This window comes from Pseudomonas sp. JDS08PS003 (assembly GCF_045013505.1).
Lineage (GTDB): Bacteria > Pseudomonadota > Gammaproteobacteria > Pseudomonadales > Pseudomonadaceae > Aquipseudomonas > Aquipseudomonas protegens_B.
In genome coordinates this window covers 3,445,044-3,458,259 of sequence record NZ_CP120724.1, presented here as the reverse complement: position 1 = coordinate 3,458,259, position 13,216 = coordinate 3,445,044, and the positions used below count along the sequence as shown (strand labels likewise).

Sequence of the window (13,216 nt, the reverse complement as noted above, 5' to 3'; positions counted from 1 at the left end):
GATAACCGGCGCCTTGAATCATTGACCTTGGGCGGACCAGCGATACTTGGCCAGCTCGGGGTTCAGTTCGGTCCCGGCGAACACGTTGGCAAAATTGCACAGGGTCGCCAGGCTGATGCCCAGGATCACTTCCAGGGCGTTGCCTTCGCTGTACCCTGCGGCCTTGAACCGGGCATAAACCGGGTCGCTGACCTTGCCCCGGGTGGCGATCACTTCCCGGGCGAAATCCGCCAGGGCTTCCAGGCGGGCCTCGGGCAAGGTGCTCTGTTCACGCAGGGCGCTGACCACCGGGTCCGGGAGTCTGGCCTTGTTCAGGGCGACCGCGGTATGACCTGCGACACAGAAATCGCAGCCATGGGTGGTGGCGGCGATCAACTGCACCACTTCCCGCTCCGCCAGGCTCAGCTCGGCCTTGGCATTGAGGCCCGAGACCGTGACGTAGGTTTCCAGGGCCGCCGGGGCGTTGGCCAGGATGCCCAGCAGGTTGGGGATGTAGCCGGAATTCTTCAGGGCATTTTCAAGAAATGGCCGGGCGGCTTCTGGGGCGCTGTGCAAGGTGTGTAGAGTGACGCGGGACATGGAGTGGACTCCTGCTGTGTAGGTGTGCGTCAAGTCTGTTGGTTATAAGAATTCCGATCCATATTCTAAAGTAGCGATTACTTGCTCCTGAGTGTTTCCCTTAGATGATTTCATCAAGCCCCTTGGTTGATTGGTTATTAGAAAGCCTGGAACTGGACGCCAGCCTGTTTCATGTCGGGCGCTACTGCGGTGGCTGGCACGCCAGCACTCAGGGGCTGGCCCGGGCCAGTTTCCACCTGATCGTCCAGGGTCATTGCTGGCTGCACCTCGATGGCGTGCCCGAGGCGCTGCGCCTGGACGCCGGGGATGCGGTGTTTCTACTACAGGACCTGGGCTATCGACTGTCCAGCGCCCAACAGTGCGAAGCGGCGCAGCAACTGCCGCGCATGACCATGAGCGCCCTGGATGCCACTGCCCAGGATGGCGTGGGCCTGGTCTGCGGCTTCTTCCACTTCAAGTCGGGATTGTCTTCGCTGATCATCGACGGCTTGCCGGGCTGGCTGATCCTGCGGGCCGGCGATCCGTCCCTCAGCGCCGCCCGTGCGCTGTTCCAGCTGATTCTCGACGAGTGCCAACGCACCCCGGCACCGTCCTCGGCCTTGCTGGAGCGCCTCAGCCATCTGCTGTTCCTCTATGTGCTGCGCCAGCAGGTCAGCGCCAACCAGGACCTCGGCGGCCTGGTGGCCCTGGCCCGCCACCCGGGGTTTGCCCCGCTGCTGGAGCAGTTGATCCAGCAACCCGGCCAGCCTTGGCCTCTGGAAAGCATGGCGGCCCTGACCGGGTTGTCGCGTTCGGCGTTTTTCAAGCGTTTCAATGAACTGGCCGGTCAGTCCCCTGGGCAGGTGCTGCTGGCCCTGCGCATGCGCCACGCCTGCCAGTTGCTCAAGGCCAACCAGACCGTGGAGCAGGCGGCGGCGAGCGTGGGTTATCAGTCCATCGCCGCGTTCACCCGGGCCTTCACCAAGGCCGTGGGCCTACAACCCGGGGCCTATCGCAAGCAGCATGAAGGGCGCTGATTCAGGCTTCAGGGCACTACCGGGCAGTCCGCCGCCCGGGGCCGGCGCAGTACCAGGGCACTGAACACCGCGGCAAGCAAGGTGATGCCCGCCAGGACCTGCAACAGGCTGGCGAAGGCATTGCCGTAGAGTTGCTCCATCCTCGGCAGCCCCTGGGCGAGGGACTGGACGCCGGACATATCGCCCATGACCATGGCGTTGGCGGCGCTCTCAAGGCGGACGCCGTCAATGGCTTCCAGCGTGGCGCCATCGGCCATTTCGCGCCACAGGAATGCCTTGAGCAAGGCCAGCCCCCCCGCCACGCAGATGGCTTCGCCACAGGCGCGCATGGTGGTGAAGATGCCGGTGGCCATGCCGGCCCGCTCCACCGGCACCTGACTGATGGCCAGATCGTCCATAAGCCCCCAGGGCAGGCCCGTGCCGATGCCGATCACCAGCAGCGGCCAGACCATCGACATCCCGGCCTGCCCCACCGGCACCTGACTGAGCCAGAGCAGACCGCCAGCGGCAATGAGCAGGCCCAGGCATGCAAGGGCGCCGGCGCTGACCCAGCGCGTCAGCAGTGCCGCACTGAAGGGCACTATGGCCATCGGTGCCGACAGGGCAATCATCAGCACCCCGGCCTGCCATTCACTCAGGCCCTCGGCACCGATCAGGCGTAGCGGCAGGATGATCAACAGCACGATAAAGCAGGCGGCCGTGGCCACCGGCAGGAGCTGAATGCCGACAAAGCGCCGATAGCCGAACAGCCGCAGATCCAGCATCGGTCGCCGCTGCCGTTGCTCCACCCGGATGAAGGCCCCTAACCAGAGAACCGCGCCGGCCAGCAGGCCCCCGACCTCGAAGCTGCCCAGGCCGTGTTGGGGAATCTGCATGATGGCAAAGGTGAGAAACACCAGGAAGGCGCTGAATGTCAGGCTGCCGAGCTTGTCCAGGCTGCCGGCCTGTGGGTCGCGGCTTTCCTGCATGCGCGGTACACCAAGGGTCAGTACCGCGATGCCGATCAGCGCCCCGAGGAGAAAGATCGCCCACCAGCCCAGACCTTGTACCAGGGCCCCGGCGATCACTGGCCCCGAAGCCAGCCCCAGGCCAAAGGCGCTGCCCAGCAGACTGAAGGCCTGGGTCCGCGCCCGCCCTTCAAACACTTGGGCCAGGGACGCCGCGCCGGCGGACATGGCCAGGGCGGCGGCGATGCCCTGCAGGCCGCGCAACAGGTCCAGCACCAGCACATTGGGCGAGAAGCCGATCACCAGCGAGAACAGGGTGAAGCTGGCCATGCCCAGGGTAAAGATGCGTTTGCGCCCATAACGGTCGGCCAGGGTTCCGGCCACCATCACCACGCTGCCAAAGCTCAGGGCGAAGGCGTTGATGACCCAGGCCAGGGCCAGAGGGCTGCCCCCCAGGGCACGCTCGATGGCCGGCAGTGCCATGGCCGGACCGGTGTACTCCAGGGGCAGGATCAAACCCGCCGCACACACGGCGAACAGCACCCAGTAACGATCGGCAGAAGATATGCAGGGGGGGATCGAGGACATGGCAGGGATTCCGGATAACAGGGACTGCGATGCTATTGCTGCACTTTACGCATTGACATGTCCGCAACATCAAAAGCAAATTGCGCCATGCGCAAAAATCAAGACAACGCCGCTTGGCGAATATTCTTCCGGGTGGTGGAGCGTGGCAGCCTGACGCTGGCCGCCGAGGACCTGCACCTGGAACCCTCCTCCGTCAGCCGTCAGCTCACCGCCCTGGAGCGGCGTCTCAACAGCCAATTGCTCAATCGCAGTACCCGCAAGATCAGCCTGACCACGGTCGGCACCCGGGCTTATGAGCAGATGCGGCCGCTGATCGAGGAAATGGATGCCCTGCTGGCCGGCCTCGATCAACAGCAGACGACATTGTCCGGGCGGCTGCGGGTCAGTGCCCCGGTGGCCCTCGGGGAGCGCCATGTAGCCACCTGGCTGGCGGCCTTTCAGCAGCGCCACCCGCACATCGTCCTCGATCTGCTGCTGTGCGACCGGGCCCTGGATCTGATGGCCGAGGGCATCGACCTGGCATTGCGCGTCGGCCACCTGCCCGCTTCGTCCCTGGTGGCCCGTCCCCTGGGAGCGTTGTCCCATGGACTGTACGCCAGCCCCGGCTACCTGCAGACCCACGGCACGCCGCAACATCCCGGGGACCTGCCGGCCCATCGGGCGCTGATCTATTCCTGGATGACCGAACACAGCCCGAGCCAACTGACACTGACCCGCCAGGGCCAGGTGGAGAACGTCGAGCTCAATGGCAGTTTCTATCTGAATAACGTCGGCGCCATACGGGCCGCATTGCTGGCTGGGGCCGGCCTGCATGCCGGGCCGGACTGGTTGCTCGACGAAGCGTTGCAACGGGGCGAATTGCGCCGGTTGCTGCCGCAATGGCAATTGCCCGCGCTACCGGTGAACCTGCTGCGTCTGCACAGTCGCTTCGTCCCGGAGCGGGTCAGCGCCCTGAGCGACTGGCTGGCCGAGTGCTGGCAGCAACTGCCCGGCCCCAGGCCGCCCGTGACTTGAGGACTCAGCGGCGGTGCGCCAGGGAGCGTACCAGCCTGTCGCCGCAGCTCTGTACTCCCTGCACCAGCAACACCAGGACCAGCACCGTGGCCACCATGATCTGGTTGTTGAAACGCTGATAGCCATAGCGGATCGCCAGGTCGCCCAGGCCTCCGCCGCCGATGACCCCGGCCATGGAGGAGAAGCCGATCAGCATCACCAGGGTCAGGGTCAGCCCCGCCAGCAGGGCCGGCAAGGCTTCCGGCAGCAGCGCCTTGAAGATCACATGACCGATATGCCCGCCCATGGCCAGGATCGCTTCGATCCGGCCCTTGTCCACTTCATCCAGCGCGTTCTCGACGATCCGCGCGAAAAATGGAAAGGCGCCGATGGTGATGGGCACCACCGCTGCGGTGCTGCCCAGGGTGGTGCCTACCACCAGCCGGGTCAGGGGAATCAAGGCAATCAGCAGCACCACAAAGGGCAAGGAGCGCCCCAGGTTGACCAGGGCCCCCAGCAGGCGATTGATCCGTGGCATGGGGGACAGGCCGCCCTTGCGGCTGACGAATAGCAGCACGCCCAGAGGCAGGCCGATCAACACCGTGAACAAAGAGGCCAGGAGCACCATGTACAGGGTTTCGCCAGTGGCGTTTATCAGCAGTTGCGCCAGTTCCTGCCAATCAATACTGCGGTTCACAGGCGTTCACTCCGGATGCCTCGCTGGGCCAGGGCCGTCAGCAGTTGCTGGAATTTGCCGACGTCGGCACCGGCGGCTGCGATGCGCAGGCGCCCTACCCGCCGGCCGCCCACCGACTCGACACCGCCGGCCAGCACCTTGAGTTCCAACGCCTGCTGGCGACTCAGTTGCGCAAGCAGCGGCGCGGCCCGCTGGTTGTCGAAGAACGTCAGCTCGGCCTCGGGCTGGTTGCCGTTGAACGGCAGGTTGTAGCCCGGCAGCAAGGCGCGGCCCAGGGCCGATTGCGGGTCCGCGAGCAACTGGGCAATCGGACCGCACTCCAGCAAGCGTCCCTGGGCCAGGGAAGCGGCATGGCTGCAGATGGATTTGACCACTTCCAGCTCGTGGGTGATCAGCACGATGGTCAGCCCCAGTTCGCGGTTGATTCGCGCCAGCAGTTGCAGGATCGAGGCGGTGGTTTCCGGGTCCAGGGCGCTGGTGGCTTCATCCGACAGCAGATAACGGGGGCCGGCGGCCAGGGCTCGGGCAATCCCTACCCGCTGCTTCTGGCCGCCGGACAGTTGGGAGGGAAAGGCCTGGGCCTTGTCGCTCAACCCCACCAGATCCAGCAGTTCCCGGACCCGGGCCTGACGTTGCGGCCTGCCCAGGCCGGCGATTTCCAGGGGCACTGCGACGTTGTCCTGCACCGTGCGTGAATGCAGCAGGTTGAAACCCTGGAAGATCATGCCGATGCCCTGGCGCTGCCTGCGCAACTGGCCTTCGGACAGCGTGCCGAGGTCCTGGCCATCGATCAGGATGCGCCCGCTGCTGGGGCGTTCCAGCAGGTTCAGGCAGCGCAGCAGGGTCGACTTGCCGGCGCCGCTGCGGCCGAGAATGCCGTAGACCGCGCCATCGGGAACCGTCAGTGACACCCGATCCAGGGCCGGTGGCTGGCCCTCGCCATAGACCTTGCTGACCTGCTCCACCTGGATCATGGCTGGCGATCCGCAACCGGGAGCACCGAGCCCGAGTAGGTCTCGGTTATGTATTGGGCCACTTCAGGAGAACGCAGGTCTTTGGCCAACTGACGGATGCGCGGGTCGTCCTGCAGCTGGGGGGTGGTCACCAGGATATTGGCGTAGGGATTGTGCTCGGCCTTCTCCAGCCCCAGGGCATCCTTGGCCGGCACCAGGCCGGCTTCCAGGGCGTAATTGCCGTTGATGACCGCCAGGTCGACATCTTCCAGGGCCCGGGGAATCTGCGGCGATTCGATTTCCAGGATCTTCAGTTGCCTGGAGTTGTCGGCGATGTCCTTGGGGGTGGCCTGGTCACGAGCCGGATCGCTGAAGCCGGGCTTGAGGCGGATCAGTTGGTAGCTCTGCAACAGGTACAGGGCGCGGCTGAGGTTGGTGACATTGTTGGGCACCGCCACTGTGCCGCCCTGAGGCACCTGATCGAAGCTCTTGTGCCGCCGGGAGTAGATGCCCAGGGGTTCGATGTGCACGCTGGCGGCCACCGCGAACGGCTGGCCCAGGGCCTGTTCCTGAGACTTGAGATAAGGCAGGTGCTGGAAGTAGTTGGCGTCCACGTCGCCGTGGGCCAGCAACTCATTGGAGTTCACGCCGTTGGGAATCTCGATGATCTGCAACGCCAGCTGCGGGTCGAGTTTCTGCACATACGCGAGGATCTGCGCGTGGGGCACCGGGTCTGCCGCGACCCGCAACGGCTGCGCGGCAACGGCCGGCAAGAGCTGACCCAGGCCGGTCAGCAGCGCCAGGGCAAACAGGTTCTTCTTCAACATGGTGATGTCCTTGGGTCGGCGAATCGGGGGTCAGGCACTCAGGGCCTTGGGTACCAGGGCATCGGGGTAGAAGCGCTGGGCGACGTCGGGGTGGGAGCGCAGGCGCCCCTTGAGGTAGTTCCAGCCCACCTCACGAAACAATGGATTGTCCGGATCGCTGGCCGGGCCCCGGGCTTCCTGCAACAGCGCTGCGGGCAAGGGGTACAGCGGCACTCGGGCGTCGAGTTGGGCACCGAGGAAAAAGGCAATGGACAAGCGATCGCGATCCGCCGGTGGCGAAAGTACCCGATGCACCGTGGCCCGCAGGTAGCCATGGGTGGCCAGCTCCAGCAGCTCGCCGATGTTCACCACCAGGGTGTTGTCCCTGGGGAGCGCGTCGATCCAGCGGCCCTCTTGCACTTCCACCTGCAGACCGGCCTGCTGGTCCTGCAGCAGAAAGCTGAGGAATCCGGAGTCCTTGTGGGCGCCCACGCCCTGGTTGCTTTGCCCCGGGGCGTGGCCGGGATAGCGGATCAGCTTGATGTGTTCGTTGGGCCGTTCGCCGTACAAGGGATCGAAGGCGTGCTCCGGCAATGACAGGGCCTGGGCAAAACCTCGCAGCAGGCGCAGGGACATGCGGGTCATTGCCTGCTGCCATTCCAGCAACAGGGGCTTGAGCTGCGGCAACTGTGCCGGCCACTGGTTGGGCCCTTGCAAACGGGCCCAGGGCGGGCTTTGCGGGTCCAGGGGCAAGGCCTGGCGCTCGGCCCCCAGGTCGAACTGCTCGCGCAGGTCCGGCTGGCCCCGGGTGATCTCCGAGGCCGCTCGGTTATAGCCGCGAAAATGCGCTGAATGGATCATGCCCACCGCCGCCTTGTCGGCGTCGGGCAAGGCAAAGAAGGCCCGGGCCTGATCCTGCACCCGACGCAGCAGGCCACTGTCGATGCCGTGCCCGGTGAGGTAGAAGAACCCGACATCCCGCGCCGCCTGGCGCAGGCTCTGGAGAAAGGCCTGGCGCTGCTCCGGGTGACCCTCCAGCTGGCTCAGGTCGAGCACAGGTAACGCGGTGATATCCAGCGAGTGCGGCATGTTTCACTCCCCTGTGAGTTGACGACGTCCGAGGTGCGTGGCTCAGAGCTTGGCGATGGACACTTCGGTGGATTTCACGAAGGCGATCACCTCACTGCCGATCTTCAGTTCCAGGTCGCGCACCGAGCGCGTGGTGATCACCGAGGTGACGATGCCCGAAGCGGTCTGCACGTCGATTTCCGAAACCACCTGGCCTTCGTGGATCTCCTTGATCACGCCTTTGAACTGGTTGCGTACGTTGATCGCTTGAATGGTCATGCTGAAAAATCCTCTGCTGGCACCGGACTCTGAAATTGAGCGGCTGGTGACAAACATGCACCTTTGGCCAAAGCCTTCAAAGGAATAAATAATTAGTATTTTATTCCTTTTGAGAATATGAGATCTCTGCCCTCTTCGCTGATTTTCAGCGTTCGAGTACATCGGCGTGCCCTTGACCGTTGCCGGCGGCTTTGTTTCCCTGTGCCTCCACAGTCAACGCGTGACAGACACCAGGAGGCAGCCATGCGCACGCTGAAACTCGCGGACACACAGGTTCCGGTCATTGGCCAGGGCACGTGGCGGATGGGCGAGGATCGCCGGCAGCGGGACCAGGAAATCGCGGCACTGCGTACCGGTATCGACCTGGGCATGAGCCTGATCGACACCGCGGAAATGTATGGCGAAGGCGGCGCCGAGGAAGTGGTCGGCCAGGCCATTGCCGGCCGCCGTGATCAGGTGTTCCTGGTGAGCAAGGTGTATCCCCACAATGCCAGTCGCAAAGGCCTGCCACTGGCCTGCGAACGCAGTCTGCAACGCCTGGGTACCGAGGTCATCGACCTGTACCTGTTGCACTGGCGCGGCCAATATCCGCTGGCGGAAACCATCGAGGCCTTCGAGCGGCTGCGGGAAGCCGGCAAGATTCGCCGCTGGGGGGTCTCCAACTTCGACGTGGCCGACCTGGAGGAGCTTGATTCGCCGGTCTGCGCCACCAATCAGGTGCTGTACAACCTGGAATCGCGGGGTATCGAGTTCGATTTGTTACCCGCCTGCCAGCAGCGACGGATGCCGCTTATGGCCTATTGCCCGATCGGTCAGGGCGGCGCCTTGCTGGCCGAACCGGTATTGCAGCAAATTGCCCGGAACCACGGTGTCACGTCAGCCCAGGTGGCCCTGGCCTGGTTGCTGCGACAGGACCAGGTGCTGGTGATTCCCAAGGCAGTGCGCCCGGCGCACCTGCGTCTCAACGCCCAGGCCGGCGAACTGCAACTGGAACCCCAGGACCTGCAAGCCCTGGATCAAGTGTTTACTCCGCCTCGGCGTAAACAGCGCCTGGAGATGGTTTGATACCGCTATAACGGAATAAGAAATTTTCAACCTCAGGAAAAGTTGCAAAAAACTAATCGTAGGAAAATGGTTCAGAGAAAAGTTGCTATTTCAGACAAACAACTAAGTTCCCGATAAACACCATAAAACTACTTTGTACCCAGTTATTTAAGAATTGTCTGATCCCTGCTTGGCATGCCCCCCAATTACAGTTGGCGCATGAGATTAAAAAGCTACCTGCATCAGATCAATCCCCTTTTTTCCAGTCCTGAAGCAGCCCGTCGGCTGCTTCGTGTCGTGGCGCTGATTTTTTTGATCGGCCTGCTGGGCGCCGTTTACAACTTCTTGCGCTCAAGCATCAGCAACGAACTGTCACAACGGCGCAGCTACATGAGCAGTGCCATTGCCGAAGCCCAGACATTCTTCACCAGCCGCGAAGCCCTGCTGGAAAGTCTGAGCCTGTCCGCCGTACACAAATCCCGGCAGAACGAAATCTATGCGCCCAGTGCAGACTCGGCTGAGGAAATCCACTTGCAACTGGGGACCCCGGGAGAAAACCAATGGGGGGTCTGGCTCACCCAGCGCATGCGCGACTATCTGAGAAACAAACAGCTGAATCTGCTCTATGTCCACGGCGGCGAGCAACCTCAGGTGCAACGCCTGTTCAGCACTCAGCCTGAAGGCGCCTATCTGCCCGGACCGCTGCTGGCCAAACTGGCCACTCTGAAGTTTTCCGAAGTGCCGCCGGGTGAAGAATTGTGGCTGATGGACCACTCCTCAAGTGCTGCCCAGTTGTACATTTTCACTCGCCTTGACGAACGCTTCGCCAACTCTGGCTGGCTGGGCCTGGAGATGGATGGCAAGAGTGTCTCCGCCGCCCTCAGCGACCAGAGCGCCGGGGATTTCATGATGTTCAATTCCCAGGGCGGGCTGATTTTCAGCAGCACCCCCAGCGCACAACTGAGCGAGGACGTGCAGCAGGTCAAGGGCGACAGTTTCTTCGGTTTTCTCGGTGGCCGCTGGTGGCCTGACCACCTGGTGATCCGCAAGCAACTGGGGTCATCGGATTGGCAACTGGTGTATTCCTTCGACTTGCACAATCTGCTCAAGAGTCTTTGGCCGCAATTGCTTGTGGCCTTGCTCATCAGCCTGTTCGGCATGGCCCTGATCAGCTTCTTGACCCACTGGGTCGAAGTCCGCCTGATCGCTCCGGCGCTGGACCGGATCCAGGCCCTGATCGAAAGCGAAGCCTTCAGCCGCGACGTGATCCAGATCGCCCCGGTAGCCCTGTGCGTACTGCGCCGCAGCGATGGCCGGGTGGTGCTGGAGAACACCCTGTCCCAGCAATGGCTGGGCAACGGCACCGAGCGCGATCAACTGTGTGCCGGGTGGATCGAGCAGGCCTTCGATCCCAACCGGCCCAATAGTTCGGATTACTTTGAAACCGCCGATGGTCGCCATCTCTACCTCAGCTCGGCACCGACCCGCTACAACGGCGAAGACGTGCTGTTCTGCGCCTTCAGCGATATCAGCGCACGCAAGCAGATCGAAGCGGCACTGGAAGAAGCCAAGCGCCTGGCCGATACCGCCAACGAAGCCAAGACCCTGTTTCTGGCCACCATGAGCCACGAAATCCGCACACCGCTGTACGGCGTGCTCGGCACCCTCGAGCTGCTCTCCCGGACCCACCTGGACAACCAGCAGAAGGACTACCTGCGGGCCATCGAAGGCTCCTCCGGCACTCTGCTGCAACTGATTTGCGACGTGCTGGATGTGTCCAAGATCGAGGCCGGGCAGCTGGCCCTGGAACTCAGCGAATTCTCTTCCCTGGACCTGGTGCACGAGATCATCCAGGGCTACGCCGCTGCCGCCCACGCCAAGGGTCTGCAGTTCTATGCCTGCGTGGACCCGCAGTTGCCGGAAGTGCTCCTTGGCGATGTCACGCGGATCCGCCAGATCCTCAGCAACCTGCTGAACAACGCGGTCAAGTTCACCGACTCGGGCCGCATCGTCCTGCGAGTCCGGGTGGACAGTCGTGACGGCGAACGCAGCAACATCCTCTGGCAGGTATCCGACACCGGACGCGGCATCGCCCAGGACGACCAGACGCTGATCTTCGAGCCCTTCTACCAGACCGAGGGCAACACCAATGTCATCGCCGGCACGGGCCTGGGCCTGCCGATCTGCCAGCGCCTGACGCAATTGATGAACGGCAACATCCGCATGGTCAGCGAACTCGGACTGGGCAGCAGCTTTACCCTGACCCTGCCCCTGGAAGCCTGTTCCATGCTGTCCAGCGCACCCCTGATCAGCCCGTTGCTGCCAGAAATGATCTATGTGGTGTCCCCGGTACGCGAACTGGCGGAATCCGTGGCCGGCTGGTTGCGGCGCTGGGGCGCCCGGGCCCAGTTCAGCCTGCCCACTCAGTCCGATCGCAGCCGGGGCAACGTGCTGATCGAGCTGCACCCAGGGATCGTGGAGCATCGCCTGGAGCCCGACTGGCAAGGCCCCCTGGTGCTCACCAGTGGCGACGGCCACAACGAACCACGGATCCGTGGCGGCAGTTGGCAGGTCAACACCAACAACCTGCGGGCGATCCACCAGGCGGTGAGCCAGGCCCAGGGCGTCTGGGTGGCACAGAGCGAGGAACACTCCGACAGCCGCGAACTGAAAAAACTCAGCCTGCATGTGCTGGTGGCCGAAGACAACGTGATCAACCAGTTGATCCTCAAGGACCAGTTGGAGGAGCTGGGCTGCAGCGTGGAACTGGCCTCGAACGGAGAAGAGGCCCTGTCCATCTGGAGAACCGGACACTTCGACGTGGTGTTGACCGATGTGAACATGCCGAAGCTCAACGGCTATGAATTGGCCAAGGAGCTTCGACGTCAAGGCTGTTCGATCCCGATCATCGGGGCGACGGCCAATGCAATGCGCGGAGAAGAAGAGCTCTGTCTTGCAGCCGGGATGAACCACTGCCTGGTCAAGCCCTTTGCATTAAGAGCGTTGTTCAACTATCTGGCGCCCTATGAAAGAGCCCCTCATGAAGTCCTGTAGCATTTTGATCGTCGAAGATCAGCCGTTTCAGTACATGTACCTGCAACACTTGTTCAACGAGCTGGGGCCTTACCAGCTGGAGGTCGCGAGCAACGGTTCCGAGGCTCTCGAGCGCCTCAAGCAACGGCATTTCGACCTGGTACTGACGGATCTGCTGATGCCTGGCATGGACGGTGTGCAATTCATCCAGGGCCTGGCCACGCACCGCGTGCGCCCGGCCCTGGCAATCATGAGTGCCTCTTCCCGGCGCATGCTGATGGGCGCCAGCCTGGTGGCCCGCAACCTGGGCCTGCGGGTCATAGGACTGATATCCAAACCGGTGAACCTGGCGGCGTTGCGTAGCCTCACTGCGCAGTTGCCGGGGCTGGCCAGCAGCGAGCCGCCACCGGCGATCTGGGTCGAGCGCAGCAGCGAGACCCTGCAACACGCCCTGCGCAATTCGCAGATTCAAGCCTGGTTCCAGCCCAAAAAATCCCTCAACAACGGCCGGATCGTCGCCGCCGAAGCCCTGGTGCGCTGGATGCACCCGCAACACGGCATGCTGTTGCCCTGCGACTTTCTACCGGAGCTCACCGCCGCAGGACTCGAAGAGGAACTGTTGTGGCTGATCCTGGAGCAGGCCCTGGAAGCCCAGGTGCACTGGCGCGAAGACGGCTATGACATCCCAGTGTCGATCAATCTGCCAACCCACCTGCTCAACAGCGCCGACCTGGCGGATCGTCTGCATGAGTTCGTGATCCAGCGCCAAGGCATACCCGGCAAGATCTGTTTCGAGCTGATGGAGTGCTCCACTCCAGAACACATCAGCAACTTCTACGCCGGTGCCTGCCGCCTGCGCATCAAGGGTTTCGGCCTGTCCCAGGACGATTTCGGCAAGGGCTACAGCTCCTACATGAATCTGGTGTCGACGCCCTTCACCGAGCTGAAGATCGATCGAGCCCTGGTCCAGGGCTGCCACAACAATGAGGAAATCGCCCAGGCCCTGACCAGTATCATTGCGCTGGGTCGTCAACTGGGCCTGACGGTGGTCGCCGAGGGCGTGGAAAGCGCACAGGAACTGGCCCTGTTGCGAAAAATCGACTGCACCCAGGTGCAGGGCTTTCTGATTTCACACGCCGTGTCCTCGCAACAGTTTCAACAACTGCTGGCCCAAGATGGTCCGGCGACCCTGTACTAGCCGATGAGCCCATTG

General features: G+C 63.1%; 12 protein-coding genes. 5 read left to right on the top strand and 7 right to left on the bottom strand.

All coding sequences use genetic code 11. The annotated features are described in order from the left end of the window. Positions 1-18: 18 nt before the first annotated feature. On the bottom strand, positions 19-579 hold the full coding sequence (locus tag P7C00_RS15615; protein ID WP_346632891.1) for a carboxymuconolactone decarboxylase family protein: 561 nt from the start codon (positions 577-579) through the stop codon (positions 19-21). 104 nt (positions 580-683) lie between these two features. Here P7C00_RS15615 and P7C00_RS15610 point away from each other — a divergent pair, with 104 nt between their 5' ends. Further along, entirely contained in the window at positions 684-1,595 is a 912-nt protein-coding gene (locus P7C00_RS15610) for an AraC family transcriptional regulator (protein WP_346632890.1), read from the top strand. An 8-nt stretch (positions 1,596-1,603) separates the two neighbouring features. On the opposite strand, the gene P7C00_RS15605 is transcribed toward P7C00_RS15610, so the two are convergent. Beyond that, complete coding sequence (locus P7C00_RS15605; RefSeq protein WP_404939813.1) at positions 1,604-3,130, bottom strand: MFS transporter; 1,527 nt, start codon at positions 3,128-3,130, stop codon at positions 1,604-1,606. An 87-nt stretch (positions 3,131-3,217) separates the two neighbouring features. Here P7C00_RS15605 and P7C00_RS15600 point away from each other — a divergent pair, with 87 nt between their 5' ends. Next, positions 3,218-4,144 (top strand): LysR family transcriptional regulator, encoded by a 927-nt coding sequence (locus P7C00_RS15600; protein WP_346632888.1) that lies wholly within the window; start codon positions 3,218-3,220, stop codon positions 4,142-4,144. Between the two features lie 4 nt (positions 4,145-4,148). Here the strand turns inward: P7C00_RS15600 and P7C00_RS15595 are convergent, their stop codons facing one another. The 5 genes from P7C00_RS15595 to P7C00_RS15575 are packed head-to-tail and all read right to left on the bottom strand — an operon-like array spanning position 4,149 to position 7,926. After that, positions 4,149-4,820: a methionine ABC transporter permease gene (locus tag P7C00_RS15595; RefSeq protein WP_346632887.1), complete on the bottom strand. Its 672-nt coding sequence runs from the start codon at positions 4,818-4,820 to the stop codon at positions 4,149-4,151. Further along, positions 4,817-5,794 carry a methionine ABC transporter ATP-binding protein gene (locus P7C00_RS15590; RefSeq protein WP_346632886.1) on the bottom strand — a complete coding sequence of 326 codons (978 nt, stop codon included), beginning with the start codon at positions 5,792-5,794 and terminating at the stop codon, positions 4,817-4,819. The genes P7C00_RS15595 and P7C00_RS15590 overlap by 4 nt, the downstream gene beginning before the upstream one ends. Then, entirely contained in the window at positions 5,791-6,600 is an 810-nt protein-coding gene (locus P7C00_RS15585; protein WP_404939811.1) for a MetQ/NlpA family ABC transporter substrate-binding protein, read from the bottom strand. Before P7C00_RS15585 ends, P7C00_RS15590 begins: the two co-directional genes overlap by 4 nt. 30 nt (positions 6,601-6,630) lie before the next feature. After that, positions 6,631-7,668 carry a 2-oxoglutarate and iron-dependent oxygenase domain-containing protein gene (locus tag P7C00_RS15580; RefSeq protein WP_346632884.1) on the bottom strand — a complete coding sequence of 346 codons (1,038 nt, stop codon included), beginning with the start codon at positions 7,666-7,668 and terminating at the stop codon, positions 6,631-6,633. A gap of 42 nt (positions 7,669-7,710) precedes the next feature. Next, a complete protein-coding gene (locus P7C00_RS15575) occupies positions 7,711-7,926 on the bottom strand; it encodes a molybdopterin-binding protein (RefSeq protein ID WP_102865121.1) in 216 nt (71 codons plus the stop codon). Positions 7,927-8,169: 243 nt separating this feature from the next. Between P7C00_RS15575 and P7C00_RS15570 the strand changes: the two genes are divergently transcribed. The 3 genes from P7C00_RS15570 (at position 8,170) to P7C00_RS15560 (ending at position 13,201) form a co-directional block, all read left to right on the top strand. Then, a complete protein-coding gene (locus P7C00_RS15570) occupies positions 8,170-8,991 on the top strand; it encodes an aldo/keto reductase (protein WP_346632883.1) in 822 nt (273 codons plus the stop codon). Positions 8,992-9,189: 198 nt separating this feature from the next. After that, positions 9,190-12,024 (top strand): ATP-binding protein, encoded by a 2,835-nt coding sequence (locus P7C00_RS15565; protein ID WP_346632882.1) that lies wholly within the window; start codon positions 9,190-9,192, stop codon positions 12,022-12,024. Beyond that, positions 12,011-13,201, top strand: coding sequence for an EAL domain-containing protein (locus P7C00_RS15560; protein WP_346632881.1), 1,191 nt, complete (start codon positions 12,011-12,013; stop codon positions 13,199-13,201). The genes P7C00_RS15565 and P7C00_RS15560 overlap by 14 nt, the downstream gene beginning before the upstream one ends. Positions 13,202-13,216 lie beyond the last annotated feature (15 nt).